The sequence below is a fragment of the Buttiauxella sp. genome, from assembly GCF_049686335.1.
Taxonomy (GTDB): domain Bacteria; phylum Pseudomonadota; class Gammaproteobacteria; order Enterobacterales; family Enterobacteriaceae; genus Buttiauxella.
This window is the reverse complement of record NZ_JBAVHX010000004.1, coordinates 417,809-434,763: the sequence shown is the minus strand read 5'-3', so window position 1 is coordinate 434,763 and position 16,955 is coordinate 417,809. Positions and strand designations below refer to the sequence as shown.

The following is a 16,955-nucleotide window of genomic DNA, read 5'->3' as shown; positions in this document are numbered from 1 at the left end:
TGAAAAATCATTTTTGTAGGTCGGATTAGCGTAGCGACATCCGACAGTCAGGTGTAAATGGTGGATGACGCTGTCGCTTATCCACCCTACAAAATTCGAATGAGTTAGGGAAACATCGTATTAATTTGAAATAAAAAAGCCGTCACAGATGTGACGGCTTTTTTGTGGGCTACGCCGGGAGATGGCTCAACTTATTATCCCGTGACCAGACGCGGTGTGCGGCAAGATTTTTCAGGAAATCATCCGTAAAGGTATTAGTGACAGTGTCACCTTCAACAATGCCTTCCTCACCCTGGCTGTCAATGCCCAGTTTAGCTTTAAACTGACGGGCATCACCTGCAAGGCCGATGACTTTTAAGTGCTTGTAAGCTTCCATCAAATAGTACGTGGCATCGCCATTCTTCAGAAGGGAACTGATATCGCCACCCGGGACGATCACCGCATCGACAGTGACCGATGGCGAACCGGTAAAGGTCGCTGCTATTGGAAGCAAAGAGCCGTCGTCAGCGCTCAGTTCACCCATCCGCGAGAACAATAGTTTGCTATGCACGCCTTGCGCCTTCAGGGCTTGCATGGTCGCCAGCACATCCGCTGCATTGGCATCTTCACTGAGTAGGATCGCCACCACTCTGCCTTTCACCGTGCCACTTGGCACCGCATACAGACTCAGGCTCGGGTCTTTCTTCAGGCCATTCACATCTTTAGGTGGGGCGACGTGGATCTGCTCGTCGGAAAGTTCGATACCGAGATTTTCAGCAACCGGTTGTGCGAGTGAGATATCAATGTGTGTCAGATGATCCAACACTCTCTCGCGGATGTAAGGCCGCGCGACTTTCGATAATTCAAAGCTAAAGGCGCCAATAATATGTTGCTGCTCAACTGGCGTCTGACTTTGCCAGAACAGACGCGGCTGGGAGTAATATTCGCCAAACGATGGACTACGTTCGCGAATTTTGTGCCCTTCAACTCGCGTTTGATAACTCTCAAAGCCACCACGTTTTGGCCCTGGAGGCGTTTCACGCGGCCAGTTGTCGTTGATGGAGTTAGGTTCGTAGTTAGCCGGGTTGCTGTCGATATCCATGCGGTGCATGCCGTCACGCTGGAAATTGTGATACGGGCAGACCGGGCGATTGATAGGGATTTCATGGAAGTTCGGGCCACCAAGGCGGCTGATTTGCGTATCGGTATAGGAGAATAAACGCCCCTGCAACAGCGGGTCATTACTGAAATCAAGCCCCGGAACGATATGCCCTGGATGGAAGGCCGCCTGTTCGTTTTCGGCAAAGAAGTTATCCGGATTACGATTGAGCGTCATTTTGCCCACCAGTTGAACCGGAACCAGCTCTTCTGGGATCAGTTTAGTTGGGTCAAGCAGGTCGAAATCGTACTTGAACTCATCTTCTTCCGGGATGAGCTGCAGGCCCAGTTCATATTCCGGGAAATCGCCTGCCTCAATGGATTCCCACAGGTCGCGGCGATGGAAATCCGGGTCGCGCCCCGTCAGCTTTTGCGATTCATCCCACACCAGTGATGCCTTACCGGCGGTAGGTTTCCAGTGGAAACGCACAAACGTTCCTTTGCCTTCGGCATTAATCATGCGGAAGGTGTGGATCCCAAACCCTTCCATGGTGCGATAGCTGCGCGGAAGACCACGGTCAGACATCGCCCACATGACGTTGTGCAGCGTTTCGGGTTGTAGTGATACATAATCCCAGAACGTGTCGTGCGCGCTGCCACCTTGCGGTATAGCCCAGTGTGGCTCAGGTTTCACGGCGTGGACAAAATCAGGAAACTTATGCGCATCCTGAATAAAGAACACCGGGGTGTTGTTACCGACTAAATCGAAAATACCTTCTTCGGTATAGAATTTGGTGGCAAACCCACGGATGTCACGCACGGTATCGGCAGAGCCTGCACCGCCTTGTACGGTTGAGAAGCGTACAAACACTGGAGTGATTTTGTCAGGGTCGGAAAGAAAATCCGCTTTGGTGACGTCGGCCATATTTTTGTAAGGCTGGAAGTAACCATGCGCCGCTGAACCACGGGCATGAACGATGCGCTCGGGGATACGCTCATGGTCAAAATGGGTGATTTTTTCCCGCAGAATAAAATCTTCCAGAAGCGTAGGCCCACGCGTACCCGCGCGAAGTGAGTTTTGATCGTCGGCAATACGCACACCCTGGTTGGTGGTGAGCGGGAAGTTTTCGCCATCTTTGCGATGTACATCGAGGGATTTTAGTTTTTCGTTAGAGGTGTCCGGGCTTTTAAAACTGCCTGGGGCAGTGGGCTGAGCCCCTGGAGGACTGGGTTCGGTTGAAGGGCGGTGAGATCCATCTTCGGGTGCCAGAGAATCCATACCGGGCTTGGATTCATTGGCGTCGTGTATTGGTGCACTGTGACTTAACGGATGTTTATCGTGCTTCGACATTAAACTCATCTCCTGTTCTTGTCTTGTTATAACGATGCTTTGAATAGCCAAAACACCTTTAACTATAGAACAAGACCATCTCAACGCGAGACGTGGAGGGGGTTTCTCCGCTATCATAGTGAAGTTGTTCATCAATTCAGTTTTGATTCCATTGCCTATGAAACCTTTGCGCCAACCAAATACTCGTCCCGTTATTACGTACCAACCGCGTGTTGAACCCGCGCCACCGGCTCATGCCTGGCGAGTAGAAGGGTTTAAAGATGTCTGGATGCTACGCAATCGCTATGTGGCTTTTGTGCTGGTGGGGACTGCATTCCGTCAGTCACCTCCCTTTACGTTACCGGAATCGGCTCAACGTTGGGCGATGCAGGTCAGACATGAAAATGAAATTTCCTGAAAGATTTCGATGAACGGCGGGTTTATCCGCCGTTACTGATTTGCTCGAACATTTCGCAGCCGGTGTCGTTGCCTTCAGTACAGCTGAGGTTCAGCCACTGCAACGCCCTTTGTTTATTGGCGGTAATAAAGCCTTTGTCCCCGTTTAAAAACAGCATCCCAGCCCAGTACTCCGCGTAACCCGAGCGGGAAAGCGTTGAGCTGCGCTTAAACCAGAATGTCGCTTTTTCATCATCTTGCGTGATGCCCACACCATTGGCATACAGTAAGCCAATGAACATTTGCGCATCGACCGCAGAGTCACTTTCAATATCTTGTGACGCACTTTCCAGTAACTGCATCGCTTTTGGATAATCAGGTGTGCCCGCCTGGGTGTTCACCAGAATGCGAGCCAGTGTCACATTGCCAATTTTACTGCCACGCTCAACCGCCTTTTCGGCGAGTGATTTCGCTTGCTGATAATCCGCAGCGTCAGGGTCCTGAATTTTCAACTGGGCCAGCAGTGCCATGGCATCAGCATCACCTTGAGCCGCTGACTTTTCCGCCCAACTTTCGGCCTGCTGGTATTCACCTGCACTAAACAGCGTATCGGCAAGATAGAACTGCGCGCGACTGTCACCTTCCTGCGCATGTTGCAGATAAGGGGTATCAGGTGTTTCGGCCCACGCCGAACAGACGCAGAGCAATAACAAAATACAGAAATGTTTCATAGAGATAAGGGGTCCGTAGAGATCTAGTGTTTTGGCGCCCTATGCGGGTGCTCTAAGTTTTAAATAAAAAAAACGGCTCCCTGTGAGGGGAGCCGCATATTGTCGCAGATTCTTTGGTAATTTTGCTACTGGTTAGCGATGCGCCAGCTCAGCTTCTTCATCGCTATTAAGCACTTCTTTATCGGTTTGCTTCATCAGCTGGCTGGTAATAGTACCGGCTGTCATGGAACCACTGACGTTCAGTGCCGTACGGCCCATATCGATAAGCGGCTCAACAGAAATCAACAGTGCGACCAGCGTGACTGGCAAGCCCATGGCAGGCAGGACAATCAGTGCGGCGAATGTTGCACCACCACCGACACCGGCAACGCCTGCGGAGCTCACAGTAACAATCCCGACCAATGTCGCAATCCAGACAGGATCCAACGGGTTGATACCCACGGTTGGTGCAACCATTACTGCTAACATCGCTGGATACAGACCGGCACAACCGTTCTGACCGATAGTCGCCCCGAAGGATGCAGCGAAGCTTGCGATGGACTCAGGGACGCCCAGGCGGCGAGTTTGCGCTTCCACGTTTAATGGAATGCTGGCAGCACTGGAGCGGCTGGTGAACGCAAAGGTCAGTACCGGCCAGACTTTACGGAAGTATTTCAGCGGGCTGACGCCATTGACGGCCAGCAAAATCGCATGCACACCAAACATAATCGCCAGACCGAGGTATGAAGCCACCACGAAGCTGCCGAGTTTGATGATGTCTTGCAGATTTGAACCGGCAACCACTTTGGTCATCAGCGCAAGAACACCGTATGGGGTCAGTTGCATAACCAGGCGGACCAGTTTCATCACCCAGCTTTGCAGCGTATCAATGGCTACCAGAACACGTTCGCCTTTTGGCGCATCGTCTTTCAGCAATTTCAATGCAGCCACACCCAGGAAGGCGGCGAAAATCACCACGCTAATGATGGACGTGGGGTTAGCACCAGTCAGGTCAGCAAATGGGTTTTTCGGTACGAAGGACAAAATCAGCTGCGGGACGCTGAGGTCGGCAACTTTACCTACGTAAGTGGTTTCAATCGCGCTCAGACGGGCAGTTTCGGCGGTACCTTGTACCAGGCCTTCTGCGGTCAGACCAAACAAGTTAGTGACCAACACGCCGACCAGAGCAGAAATCAACGTGGTGAACAGCAGTGTTCCGATGGTCAGAACGCTGATTTTGCCCAAAGAGGAGGCATTATGCAGACGTGCGACAGCACTCAGAATAGAGGCAAACACCAGCGGCATTACAATCATTTGCAGCAACTGAACATAGCCGTTACCGACAACGTTAAACCACTGAATAGACTGTTTCAGTACCGGGCTGTCTTCGCCATAAATGGTGTGCAGGGCAAGGCCAAAGACCACGCCAATAACCAGACCAAGCAGTACTTTCTTCGCCAGACTCCACTGTTTATGGCGGGTTTGCGCCAGCAACAGCAGCAGAATAACGAACACAATTACGTTCGCTATAAGTGGAAAATTCATCCCGTATCTCCTGAGTGTATTTTAACCAGATGGACTGATTGCCACCTTTATATTCTGCAAATCGTACCAGAAGCTCAGAACGAGTCTTATATTCAAAAGGAATTGATTATTACATTTTGAGTTATTTCGTCTAATTATTGTTCCACATGGTTACTTAAAAAACTATTAAAGGACATTTGAAGCGAAATAATCATATGGGACGACCAGCGCACTGCACTGTTATCGGGCACACTTTGTGGCATCCACACCGCCAGACCAAAGAACACCATGCATAAGGCACGTTCTAATTGATTGCCTTTTTGCGGTCTGATGATGGGAAAGCGAAATCGCCAACGGCAAGGCCAAAGTAGCGGCACTCCGGCAGGCGTAAGCATATCCGCCAGAATATGGCTCAAGTAACCCAATACCATGCCCTGAAGGGCATCGGCGGGAATAACCCAGGTTTCAGGCACTTTGAGATAGAACAGCGCGAGGCTTGCGAACACCGCAAATAAACTGTGCGTAAATCCCCGATGGCCGCAGGCGCGGGCAATCGGTTTGGAAATCCAGGGCAAGCGTTGACCGAGAAATGACTTTGGGTGGTCAATATCAGGTAGCAAACACGTCAGGATGGCTGAGGGCACAATATGCCACCAGTCTCCTTGAGCAAGCACAGGCGTGAGTTCGGCGTTTTTAGCGAATACTGCACAGGCAATGGAAAAAAGAAGGTGACCTTCCGCCGTCATGATACTACCTGGATGAAAACTGTCGATTCATACAGTATAGGGATTTTATACAGTAGACGGAAGAGGTGACGGCGTAACATTTTGCTACCGCCGGATTGCCCGGCGGCGTGATGTTTAGCGGGCTAGCCAGCCTCCGTCGACGGCAACGGTATAACCGTTGACGTAATCTGAAGCACTGGAGGCAAGAAACACAATCGGACCTTGCAGGTCGGCAGGAACACCCCAGCGACCCGCAGGAATACGGTCGAGGATTTCCTGGCTGCGCACTTCGTCATCCCGCAGTTGTTGAGTGTTGTTGGTGGCCATGTAACCCGGCGCGATGGCATTGACATTAATATTGTGTTGCGCCCATTCGTTCGCCAGCAGGCGGGTTACGCCGAGCACCGCACTTTTGGAGGCCGTATACGAAGGAACTCTGATACCTCCCTGGAATGACAGCATTGAGGCGATGTTAATGATTTTGCCGCCGCTGCCTTGTTTAATGAACTGCTTCGCGACGGCCTGAGAGAGGAAGAAAACGGATTTGATGTTCAGGTTCATCACGTCATCCCAGTTCTTCTCGCTAAATTCCAGCGCATCTTCCCGGCGAATGGTCCCGGCGTTATTCACCAGAATATCTATTTTCCCCATGCCAGCGACCGCTTGCGCGACTATCTCAGGAATCGCGTCTTGTTGGCTCAAATCTGCCTGGATGGCGAGAAAACGACGATCCAAATCTTTTACTTTTTGTGCCGTCTCGTGCGGGATTTTGCGGCTCACACTGACGATGTCACAACCAGCCTCGGCAAGGCCAATCGCCATTCCTTGACCCAAGCCTGTGTCACAACCTGTGACGATAGCGACTTTGCCTTGCAGATTAAAAGCATCGAGAATCATAGTTACCCCGGTATCCGGAAAAGCGCATTTGCGCGTGTAGCTAAAGAGTAGATACGGGAAGGGGGAAACTCAAATGTATTTGAAATGGTGTTTTAAAAAATTTGAAGTGCGTAGGGTTTTGAAACAGATGCGGGGGTGACCCGCATCCAGCGAAACTAACCAATCAGGTGTTCGGCGCGTAATTCTGTCAGCGAGTTAAGTCTGGTATTCGCCAGACACCAGCGCACGTCGTCGCGGTTTTCTTCGGCTGGAATCACAATTGAACGCATACGTGCAGCTTTGGTCGCAATCATGCCATTTACTGAGTCTTCAAGCGTGACACAGGCCAGAGGATCGACGCCCAGTTTTGCGGCGGCGTCTAAATATACCTGGGGATGCGGCTTGCTGTACGGCAGATGTTCAGCAGAGGCGATTGCATCAAACTGAGAACGTAAGTCGAACATCTCCAGCACACGCTCAAGCATATGCAGAGGTGAGGCCGAAGCGAGTCCCACTTTCAGTCCTTGCGCTTTACACAACGCGACGGCTTCACGCACGCCAGGCAGAATAGGGCGAGTCTCTTCAATTAATGCAATGGCACGAGTAATGACGCGATTTGTCACTTCTTCACATGACGGGCCAGTCCAGGGTTGCTTCGCAAACCATAAGTCGACAACCAGGTCGATACGTAAACCGAGGGTATCAGGAAGTTCATTACGGCGGGAAATATCCACGCCGATACTGGCCAGCACATCCAGCTCAGCCTTATCCCACAACGGTTCTGAATCAATCAATAAACCGTCCATATCAAAAATCGCAGCTAAAATTTGGCGAGTTGCAGCCATGGTTTGACTCCTGTCAGTGTGCATTACAATTAAGATCTCTTATCAATAGCTGGAATTAACGGTTGTTGCCACTGCTTTGTGAAATTCGCCCGTAAAGCTCAGGCGAAATCACACCAGACGAGGTAAACTTTGTGCGTGCAAGTTACGTCTCAACCAAGGGGAACGAATGACGTATCAACAAGCTGGACGCATTGCCGTACTCAAACGTGTGGCTGGCTGGGTAATTTTCATCCCGGCGGTGATTTCTACACTCATTTCAATTTTGAAGTTTATGTATGAGCACAGCGAAAAACAGGCAGGGATAAATGCTGTGATGCTGGATTTCGCTCATGTGATGATTGAGATGATGCGTTTTAATACGCCGTTCTTAAACTTCTTCTGGTACAACTCGCCGCAACCTGACTTCCATCAGCAGGCCAACATCCTGTTTTGGGTGATCTACGCGCTGATATTTATTGGCCTGGCTTTGCAGTCATCTGGCGCACGAATGAGTCGACAGGCGAAGTTTTTGCGTGAAGGGGTTCAAGACCAGTTGATTCTGGAACAGGCGAAAGGCCCGGAAGGGTTAACTAAGGAACAGATCGACGCGAAAATCGTGGTGCCACGCCACACCATTTTCCTGCAAATTTTCCCGCTCTATGTCTTACCTGTCATCATTATCGTTATCGGTTATTTCTTCTTTTCTTTGCTGGGCTTTATCTAGTAAAACACCACTCCCCAGCGGTGGGGAGTGGTGAACTCATCAGGCGGCCAAAACGCGCTCCAGCGCTTTTTGCGCGATAACCAAATGCTGACCACCGAACAGACTCGCCCGATTAAGCAGGGTATAGAGCTGATAAATAGGCTGACGTAGCAAGAAATCGGCGGGAAGTGGCGAAACGGACTGGTAACCATCATAGATTTGCGGGGGTTGATCCGGGTGTAACGGCAACATCGCCAGGTCGCACTCTCTGTCGCCCCAATAACAGGCGGGATCGTAGATAAATGGTCCGTCTGCATCCATCGCGCAGTTTCCAGACCACAAATCGCCATGCAACAAAGAAGGTTGAGGCTGATGGGAAGCCAGCGCCTGATGGACAAAATCGACAATCAGGTCGATATCACCGTACTGAATCCCTTTTTCTGCGGCAAGCTCGAGCTGCCAGCCAATACGTTGCTCAGCAAAAAAGGTGGACCAGCGTCGTTGCCAGGCATTGGGCTGCGGATTGGTGGAAAGATCATTATCAAAATCGAGCCCAAATTGCGGCTGGTCACTCCATTCATGCAAGCGAGCCAGTTGTTGACCCAGCAGAAAAGCGTTATGTGCATCCAGCGGTTTTGCCGGCTTATATTCAAGGAGCAGGAAACTGTAATCCCGGTCACTGCCTACCCCCCAGACCTTCGGTACTCGCACCGTATTGCTACGTGAAAGTAACTCCAGTTGATCGGCTTCCGCAGTAAAGATAGGTAACAGTTCCCGGGTGTCGCTTTTGACAAAAATCTCATGACCTGCGTAGCGAATTCGCCAGGCAGCATGAATTTCGCCGCCAGGTAATTCTGTGCGTTGTTCAATTTCAGCGCTACCGAGTTGTTCACTTAACAGACGACTTATGGCTTGCCACATGATGCTTCTCTCCAGGTTGTCTGGTAGATCATTAGCTTATCGCTGTTAACCGGGTCAAACTTCGAACTAACGCACATCCCCGGTCAGGAGTTTTAAAACCTGGCTATTTACTCTCTTGTAGCCAGACATCCCAGGTCGTACTGGAAACTTCGGGCTCGACTCCCAGAACGAGTTTACCGAGGCCCCGGGCAAGTTCTTCAACTTCTGTCTGACTTAAGGTGGTGATCAAACCGAAGGAGTTGATGCCTAATTCGTGAATTTTCCCGTCATCATCTGTGAGGGTGAGTAAAAAACCTCCACGAGTCAGTGCGTTATTCATTTCGTTAAGGTCCGTGAGGTTATGTTCCTCGAACTTTAATGTGACTACATAGCGTTCAATCTCTCCGCTACTCATGATTCACCCCATTGTTATCCCGAAGGTTTTAGCATAGTTGATCTGCGTAAAATGGCGACTTTTGCCGATGCGACTAGCCACCCCGCGCGGGGGCAGCCGGTTAACTGCGCAAGTAGTCGTAAATTTTTTGGGTGTTTTCCAGCGAGCATAATTGTGTGCCGTGATTGAGAGTCGCAGCACTCCCGGCGGCAACACCGAAACGAACCATATCCAGTAGCGAGGCATTTTCAGCGAGTTTGAGCGTCATCGCTCCGACCATACTGTCACCCGCACCCACCGTACTCTGACTTTTCACCGGTGGCGGTACCACCTGCACTGAACCATTGGCATCAACGCCCAGCGCCCCTTGCGGGCCAAGCGACACCACTACGCGTTTGGCTTTGCCATTGGCAACGATTTCCTGGGCCGCTTTGCGCACATCATCAGGTTGCGTGAGGTCGCGATTGACTAATGCGCTGAGCTCTTTCTGATTAGGCTTGACCAGCTCAATGTTGCCTATTTCCAGTGTCGCTTTTAGCGCTTCCCCCGAACTGTCTACAATGCAACGTATCCCGGATTTTTGCGCGGATTTGACTAAGTCGCAGAGCTTATAAACATCAATACCCGGTGGGAGGCTGCCGCTTATAACCAGAATCGATCCTGATTCGATGGCAAGCACTTTTTCTTCCAGTTTGCGGAATTCATCATCGCTCAGAGCCGCACCAGGCATCACAAAGCGGTACTGCTCACCGGTAGACTCTGCATGCACGTGCAAGTTTTGTCGTGTCCATTCCTGGGCATCGACGGTATCAATGGCGACATGTTCGTCTAAAAGCAGATTGTTGAGGTGCTCTCCTGTGGCGCCACCGGATGGAAATATAGCGGTTGCGCGCCCGCCGAGATGGGCAATTGCTCTTGCAACGTTAATACCGCCACCACCTGGTTCAAAAACTGGCGCGGTACATCGCAGTTTACCCTCGGGATATATTTGAGCGGTCAGAGTTGCGCTATCCAGAGAAGGGGCAAGTGTCAATGTATAAATACGGGTCATATATCCTCCTTAATTTTGCATTGGGATAAAGCGTAGCACTGATTTCAACATGACAATGTCAATTAACACCATGATTTATAAAATGATTTGTAAAATACCCTTACGCACTATGTTTATGAAAATAAAGATGTTTTAAGAGCTCTCTTATTCAAAAAATGAAAGAAGAATTCATTGCTATGTTATTCGAGCTTTTTTATAATTTGTTACCTTTCACGGCTCATAAATATTTGATCCACAGTAAAGATTCCGGAACCTTGATGGTTTCTTTTTATGTTGTACGGACGATTAAATGAATTTTGTTAAGACAGTACCGGCTGCAATTTTGCTGACCGGAAGTGCGCTATTGAGTCACTTTGCAATTGCAGATAATTCGGTTTTCACTGTCATGGATGACCCAGCCACCGCAAAGAAACCGTTCGAAGGCAACCTGAATGCTGGCTACCTTGCTCAATCAGGTAACACAACCAGCTCCTCGCTGACCGCCAACTCCAACATGACCTGGTATAAATCTTCCACCGCATGGTCACTGTGGGGCAACGCCAACAATACCTCTGCAAACGATGAGCGTTCTTCAGAGACTTACGCTATTGGGGGCCGTAGCCGTTACAACATGACTGACAGCGATTATCTGTTCGGTCAGGCGAGCTGGTTGACTGACCGTTACAACGGTTATCAGTCCAGGGATGTGCTGACCGCAGGTTACGGTCGTCAGTTCCTGAGTGGCCCGGTACACAGTCTGCGTGTGGAATTTGGTCCTGGTGTGCGTTATGACGAGTACACAGATGGCGACCACAAGACCCAGCCGTTAGGTTACGCATCTGGTATTTATAACTGGCAGCTGACCGATAATGCCAAATTTATCCAGGGTGTTTCGGTGCTAGGTAGCGAAGATACTACGGTAAACTCTGAAACTGCACTTGAAGTGGCAATCAATGAGCACTTTGGTTTACGGGTTGGCTATAACGTTACCTGGAACTCAAACCCGCCTGATTCTGCGCCTGAGCATACCGACAGACGTACCGCAGTTACGCTTGGTTATAAGATGTAATTGGCGAAGCCGGGTCACTCCCGGCTTTATTGTTTTATTTTATCGATGCGTGCTATTATTATTTCGGTCCAGAGTTTTATTTTAAATAAAATGAAATTACTTTAACTCTCTTCATAATTTCTCCTTAATCGGCCTTTTCGTCATATCTATTGTATATTTTGACACGAATTGATAAATAATTGACCTTGTCAAAAGTGTGATCTGGATCTACTCTTGTTGTGTGGCGAGTTAATAGCTTGCTGGTCCACTTAATAAGAGAATAACGAATATGAAAAATATTAAATATGCCGCTGTAGCCGTTGCATTTTCTGTGGTTTCATTTGGTGCCTTTGCTGCACAAACTTCCACAGCTACAAGTACTCAAACCGCTCCATCTGCTACGTGGAATGTTTCCGACGTTGAAGCTGGCTCCAATATCCAGCCGGGTGCGCAGTCTACTGGTCGCTCTATGGATGACGCATTTAACGTCCACACATTGGTTGCTGGTGAGTGGTCTTAAGAACTACCAATAATTATTATCTCCTTACGTCGACTCGTAATTGTTTCATCCATTAAACAGTGGCGTAATATAAAAAAGCCGAGCATGAAGCTTGGTTTTTTTATTTCTAAAACATGAGTCCGCATAATGAATTCTCTCACCACAAAACTTTAGTAAAGCTTATTAATCACGGAACCATTGTTAGCGATATATCAGTGAGTACTTATAGTATTTATATGAAAGCAGCGATAAAACAGTGGCTTATTCTTATTGTTTGCTTAAAGTGATTGGCAGCAAAGCGCGACATATCCTCCTTAAAGTGATACTATTCTTAACCGTCGTGAAGCAGTGAAGCGCACGCTCACGCATAAATTGTGTTGTCGGCCTTGCAATTGTAGGCGAGATGGCAACGCAACCGATTGAAACTAAAGCAAAATAAACGTTGCATGTGATCTTACGTGTGGGTCACCACTGCAGATAAGGACTTATAATGCCTGTTATTACTCTTCCTGATGGCAGCCAACGCCATTACGACCATGCTGTTAGCCCGCTGGATGTTGCTCTGGATATCGGTCCAGGCCTTGCAAAAGCGTGTATCGCTGGTCGTGTTGATGGTGAACTGGTTGATGCATCTGATGTTATTGAGCACGATGCCAAACTTGCGATTATCACTGTAAAAGATGAAGCTGGTCTGGAGATCCTCCGCCACTCATGCGCCCACTTATTGGGTCATGCCATCAAACAGCTGTGGCCGCACACTAAAATGGCTATTGGCCCGGTGATTGACAACGGTTTTTACTATGACGTTGATATCGACCACACGCTGACGCAGGAAGACCTTGAGCTGCTCGAAAAGCGTATGCACGAGCTGGCTGAGAAAGATTACGATGTTATCAAGAAGAAAGTGAGCTGGCATGAAGCCCGCGAAACTTTCGTGAACCGTGGTGAAAGCTACAAAGTCGCGATTCTTGATGAAAACATTAGCCATGATGATAAGCCTGGTCTGTATCATCATGAAGAATACGTTGATATGTGCCGTGGCCCGCACGTACCGAACATGCGTTTCTGCCATCATTTTAAATTGCAGAAAACGTCCGGTGCTTACTGGCGTGGCGACAGCAACAACAAAATGTTGCAACGTATCTATGGCACAGCCTGGGCTGACAAGAAACAGCTGAATGCTTACCTGCAACGTCTGGAAGAAGCCTCCAAGCGTGACCATCGTAAAATCGGTAAGCAACTCGACCTGTATCATATGCAGGAAGAGGCACCAGGTATGGTGTTCTGGCACAACGATGGCTGGACTATCTTCCGTGAGTTGGAAGTGTTTGTACGCTCCAAACTCAAAGAGTACCAGTATCAAGAAGTGAAAGGCCCGTTCATGATGGACCGTGTGCTGTGGGAAAAAACCGGCCACTGGGACAACTATAAAGATGCGATGTTTACTACCTCTTCTGAGAACCGTGAATATTGCATCAAGCCAATGAACTGCCCGGGTCATGTTCAGATCTTTAACCAGGGTCTGAAATCCTACCGCGACCTGCCATTGCGTATGGCTGAGTTTGGTAGCTGCCACCGTAACGAGCCGTCAGGTGCGTTGCATGGTCTGATGCGCGTTCGTGGTTTTACTCAAGACGATGCGCATATTTTCTGTACCGAAAGCCAGGTTCGTGACGAAGTAAACAGCTGTATTCGCATGGTTTATGACATGTACAGCACCTTCGGTTTTGAAAAAATCGTTGTGAAACTGTCTACACGTCCTGAAAAACGCATCGGTACCGACGAAATGTGGGACCGTGCAGAAGCGGATTTGGCCGTTGCTCTGCAAGAAAATAACATTCCGTTTGATTATCAACCGGGTGAGGGTGCATTCTACGGCCCTAAAATTGAATTTACTTTGTACGACTGCCTGGACCGTGCATGGCAGTGTGGCACTGTACAGCTGGACTTCTCATTACCATCACGTTTGAACGCTTCGTTTATTGGCGAAAGCAACGAACGTCTGGTTCCGGTAATGATTCACCGTGCAATTCTCGGGTCAATGGAACGTTTTATTGGTATCCTGACTGAAGAATTCGCGGGTTTCTTCCCAACCTGGCTGGCACCAGTCCAAGCAGTGGTCATGAATATCACTGATGGACAGTCTGATTACGTTAACGAATTGACCCGTAAACTGCAAAATGCAGGCATTCGTGTAAAAGCAGACTTGAGAAATGAGAAGATTGGCTTTAAAATCCGTGAACACACGTTGCGTCGTGTCCCATACATGTTAGTTTGTGGCGATAAAGAGGTCGAAGCAGGCAAAGTAGCCGTTCGTACCCGTCGTGGCAAAGATTTGGGGAGCATGGACGTCAACGAATTGATTGAAAAACTGCAATTAGAAATTCGCAGTCGCAATCTTAATCAACTAGAGGAATAGAGTTATTAAAGGCGGAAAAAGAGTTCAACCGGCGCGTCCTAATCGCATAAACAAAGAAATTCGTGCCACAGAAGTTCGTCTGACAGGCTTAGAAGGCGAACCTATTGGTATTGTCAGTCTGAATGAAGCTTTGGAAAAAGCCGAAGAGGCAGGAGTTGATTTAGTCGAAATCAGTCCTAATGCTGAACCGCCTGTTTGCCGCATCATGGACTACGGCAAGTTTCTCTATGAAAAAAGCAAATCTTCTAAGGAACAGAAGAAAAAGCAAAAAGTTATTCAGGTCAAGGAAATCAAATTCCGACCTGGTACCGATGATGGCGACTATCAGGTAAAACTCCGCAGCCTGGTTCGCTTTCTGGAAGAGGGTGATAAAGCTAAAATCACACTGCGTTTCCGCGGTCGTGAAATGGCTCACCAACAGATTGGTATGGAAGTGCTTAACCGCGTCCGTGACGATCTGAGTGAACTGGCAGTGGTCGAATCCTTCCCATCGAAGATCGAAGGCCGCCAGATGATCATGGTGCTCGCTCCGAAGAAGAAACAGTAAGGCCATCAAGTAACAGTTCTCGCGGGGCTTCGGCTTCGTGAGATTTGTTCGCCTTCTGGTTCGTTTTATTAACAATGCGAAGTGGAAAGTTATTAAATGCCAAAGATTAAAACTGTACGCGGCGCCGCTAAGCGCTTCAAAAAGACCGCCGGTGGTGGTTTTAAGCGTAAGCACGCTAACCTGCGTCATATTCTGACTAAAAAGTCTACTAAGCGTAAACGTCACCTGCGTCCGAAAGGTATGGTCTCCAAAGGGGATCTGGGCCTGGTCATCGCTTGCCTGCCGTACGCATAAGTAGCACTTTTTAATTAATTCAGAATATAGAACAGGAGAGCTAATATGGCTCGCGTAAAACGTGGTGTTATCGCACGTGCTCGTCACAAAAAAATCCTTAAACAAGCCAAAGGCTACTACGGTGCGCGTTCACGCGTATACCGCGTTGCTTTCCAGGCTGTTATCAAAGCTGGCCAATACGCTTACCGTGACCGTCGTCAACGTAAACGTCAATTCCGTCAGCTGTGGATTGCACGTATCAACGCTGCAGCTCGTCAGAACGGGATCTCTTACAGCAAATTCATCAATGGCTTGAAAAAAGCTTCTGTTGAAATCGACCGTAAGATCCTGGCTGATATCGCCGTATTCGACAAAGTGGCATTTACTGCACTGGTTGAGAAAGCGAAAGCAGCTCTGGCGTAAGCCGGTTATCAGAGGGAGCTTGTCTCCCTCTTTTAATTTTTAACGGTAATGTTTCGTACTGATTAATAAGGTAACTGCAAGCATGAATGCTGCTATTTTCCGTTTCTTTTTTTACTTTAGCACCTGAATCAGGGGGCTTTGCGCGTAAGAAAAGAAACGAAAAATAGCGCCGAAAGCCTCCATTATGGAGGCTTTTTTTTGCATGTCATTTTTGTACACGGATCAACTACCCCGGTAAATTTACCGGCATAAGAGGAATACCATGCCACATCTCGCAGAGCTGGTTGCCAACGCAACGGCCGCCATAAACGAGGCCCAGGATGTTGCCGCGTTAGACAACGTACGCGTCGAGTATTTAGGGAAAAAAGGGCATCTGACCCTGCAGATGACCACCCTGCGTGAATTGCCACCGGAAGAGCGTCCAGCTGCTGGTGCGGTGATCAACGAAGCTAAAGAGAAAGTTCAGGAAGCACTGAATGCGCGTAAAAATGCGCTAGAAAGTGCCGCTCTGAATGCTCGTCTGGCAGAAGAGACTATAGATGTTTCTTTGCCGGGGCGTCGTATTGAAAACGGCGGTTTACACCCGGTTACGCGTACTATTGACCGTATTGAAAGCTTCTTCGGTGAGCTGGGCTTCACCGTGGCGACTGGCCCTGAAATCGAAGATGACTACCATAACTTCGATGCACTGAACATTCCTGGCCACCACCCAGCTCGCGCTGATCACGATACTTTCTGGTTCGATGCCACCCGTCTGCTGCGTACTCAGACTTCTGGCGTACAGATCCGTACCATGAAAGATAAGCAACCGCCGATCCGTATTATCGCGCCAGGCCGCGTGTATCGTAACGACTACGATCAGACGCACACCCCAATGTTCCATCAGATGGAAGGTTTGATTGTTGATACCAATATCAGCTTCACTAACCTGAAAGGCACTATCCACGATTTCCTGAACAACTTCTTCGAAGCTGATTTGCAGATTCGTTTCCGTCCTTCCTATTTCCCGTTTACTGAGCCTTCTGCTGAAGTGGATGTCATGGGCAAAAACGGCAAATGGCTGGAAGTATTAGGTTGTGGCATGGTGCATCCGAATGTCCTGCGTAACGTGGGTATTGACCCGGAAGTTTACTCAGGCTTTGCATTCGGCATGGGCATGGAGCGTCTGACCATGCTGCGCTACGGTGTGACCGATCTGCGTGCATTCTTCGAAAATGATTTACGTTTCCTCAAACAGTTCAAATAAGGGCGGGATAT

The 16,955-nt window shown here is 49.0% G+C and carries 19 protein-coding genes and 1 other annotated feature; of the genes, 10 read left to right on the top strand and 9 right to left on the bottom strand.

What is annotated here, in order from left to right; translation table 11 throughout:
- Positions 1-169 precede the first annotated feature (169 nt).
- Positions 170-2,428 carry a catalase HPII gene (gene katE / locus WBL83_RS02425; RefSeq protein WP_424587635.1) on the bottom strand — a complete coding sequence of 753 codons (2,259 nt, stop codon included), beginning with the start codon at positions 2,426-2,428 and terminating at the stop codon, positions 170-172.
- A 157-nt stretch (positions 2,429-2,585) separates the two neighbouring features.
- On the opposite strand from katE, the gene cedA reads away from it, so the two are divergent.
- Positions 2,586-2,825 carry a cell division activator CedA gene (gene cedA, locus WBL83_RS02420; RefSeq protein WP_424587634.1) on the top strand — a complete coding sequence of 80 codons (240 nt, stop codon included), beginning with the start codon at positions 2,586-2,588 and terminating at the stop codon, positions 2,823-2,825.
- Between the two features lie 22 nt (positions 2,826-2,847).
- On the opposite strand, the gene WBL83_RS02415 is transcribed toward cedA, so the two are convergent.
- From WBL83_RS02415 to hxpB, 5 genes are all read right to left on the bottom strand, one after another.
- Entirely contained in the window at positions 2,848-3,534 is a 687-nt protein-coding gene (locus WBL83_RS02415; protein ID WP_424587633.1) for a tetratricopeptide repeat protein, read from the bottom strand.
- A 132-nt stretch (positions 3,535-3,666) separates the two neighbouring features.
- The gene (locus WBL83_RS02410; RefSeq protein ID WP_424587632.1) at positions 3,667-5,058 is read right to left on the bottom strand and encodes an L-cystine transporter; all 1,392 of its coding nucleotides are present in this window, start codon (positions 5,056-5,058) and stop codon (positions 3,667-3,669) included.
- A gap of 134 nt (positions 5,059-5,192) precedes the next feature.
- Positions 5,193-5,783 (bottom strand): metal-dependent hydrolase, encoded by a 591-nt coding sequence (locus WBL83_RS02405; RefSeq protein WP_424587631.1) that lies wholly within the window; start codon positions 5,781-5,783, stop codon positions 5,193-5,195.
- 114 nt (positions 5,784-5,897) lie between these two features.
- Positions 5,898-6,659, bottom strand: coding sequence for a 2-dehydro-3-deoxy-D-gluconate 5-dehydrogenase KduD (gene kduD, locus WBL83_RS02400; RefSeq protein WP_424587630.1), 762 nt, complete (start codon positions 6,657-6,659; stop codon positions 5,898-5,900).
- 155 nt (positions 6,660-6,814) lie between these two features.
- Positions 6,815-7,483 carry a hexitol phosphatase HxpB gene (gene hxpB, locus WBL83_RS02395; RefSeq protein WP_424587629.1) on the bottom strand — a complete coding sequence of 223 codons (669 nt, stop codon included), beginning with the start codon at positions 7,481-7,483 and terminating at the stop codon, positions 6,815-6,817.
- A gap of 166 nt (positions 7,484-7,649) precedes the next feature.
- On the opposite strand from hxpB, the gene WBL83_RS02390 reads away from it, so the two are divergent.
- Positions 7,650-8,186, top strand: a complete 537-nt coding sequence (locus WBL83_RS02390) for a YniB family protein (protein ID WP_424587628.1) — start codon at positions 7,650-7,652, stop codon at positions 8,184-8,186.
- A gap of 39 nt (positions 8,187-8,225) precedes the next feature.
- On the opposite strand, the gene WBL83_RS02385 is transcribed toward WBL83_RS02390, so the two are convergent.
- From WBL83_RS02385 to pfkB, 3 genes are all read right to left on the bottom strand, one after another.
- A complete protein-coding gene (locus WBL83_RS02385; protein WP_424587627.1) occupies positions 8,226-9,086 on the bottom strand; it encodes a fructosamine kinase family protein in 861 nt (286 codons plus the stop codon).
- 103 nt (positions 9,087-9,189) lie between these two features.
- On the bottom strand, positions 9,190-9,480 hold the full coding sequence (ghoS, locus tag WBL83_RS02380; RefSeq protein ID WP_424587626.1) for a type V toxin-antitoxin system endoribonuclease antitoxin GhoS: 291 nt from the start codon (positions 9,478-9,480) through the stop codon (positions 9,190-9,192).
- A 100-nt stretch (positions 9,481-9,580) separates the two neighbouring features.
- On the bottom strand, positions 9,581-10,510 hold the full coding sequence (gene pfkB / locus WBL83_RS02375; RefSeq protein ID WP_424587625.1) for a 6-phosphofructokinase II: 930 nt from the start codon (positions 10,508-10,510) through the stop codon (positions 9,581-9,583).
- Between the two features lie 289 nt (positions 10,511-10,799).
- On the opposite strand from pfkB, the gene WBL83_RS02370 reads away from it, so the two are divergent.
- The 8 genes from WBL83_RS02370 (at position 10,800) to pheS (ending at position 16,944) form a co-directional block, all read left to right on the top strand.
- Entirely contained in the window at positions 10,800-11,558 is a 759-nt protein-coding gene (locus tag WBL83_RS02370) for a DUF481 domain-containing protein (protein WP_424587624.1), read from the top strand.
- Between the two features lie 268 nt (positions 11,559-11,826).
- A complete protein-coding gene (locus WBL83_RS02365) occupies positions 11,827-12,057 on the top strand; it encodes a hypothetical protein (RefSeq protein ID WP_424587623.1) in 231 nt (76 codons plus the stop codon).
- A gap of 469 nt (positions 12,058-12,526) precedes the next feature.
- A complete protein-coding gene (thrS, locus tag WBL83_RS02360; RefSeq protein ID WP_424587622.1) occupies positions 12,527-14,455 on the top strand; it encodes a threonine--tRNA ligase in 1,929 nt (642 codons plus the stop codon).
- Positions 14,456-14,459: 4 nt separating this feature from the next.
- Entirely contained in the window at positions 14,460-15,002 is a 543-nt protein-coding gene (gene infC, locus WBL83_RS02355) for a translation initiation factor IF-3 (RefSeq protein WP_072011152.1), read from the top strand.
- A 96-nt stretch (positions 15,003-15,098) separates the two neighbouring features.
- Positions 15,099-15,296, top strand: coding sequence for a 50S ribosomal protein L35 (rpmI, locus tag WBL83_RS02350; RefSeq protein ID WP_005968897.1), 198 nt, complete (start codon positions 15,099-15,101; stop codon positions 15,294-15,296).
- A gap of 45 nt (positions 15,297-15,341) precedes the next feature.
- Positions 15,342-15,698, top strand: a complete 357-nt coding sequence (rplT, locus tag WBL83_RS02345; RefSeq protein WP_000124850.1) for a 50S ribosomal protein L20 — start codon at positions 15,342-15,344, stop codon at positions 15,696-15,698.
- Between the two features lie 77 nt (positions 15,699-15,775).
- Positions 15,776-15,899: a sequence feature (Phe leader region), on the top strand.
- Positions 15,781-15,825, top strand: a complete 45-nt coding sequence (pheM, locus tag WBL83_RS02340) for a pheST operon leader peptide PheM (RefSeq protein ID WP_001386830.1) — start codon at positions 15,781-15,783, stop codon at positions 15,823-15,825. Its footprint overlaps the feature before it by 45 nt.
- 61 nt (positions 15,900-15,960) lie before the next feature.
- Positions 15,961-16,944 carry a phenylalanine--tRNA ligase subunit alpha gene (gene pheS / locus WBL83_RS02335; protein WP_424587621.1) on the top strand — a complete coding sequence of 328 codons (984 nt, stop codon included), beginning with the start codon at positions 15,961-15,963 and terminating at the stop codon, positions 16,942-16,944.
- Positions 16,945-16,955: the final 11 nt, after the last annotated feature.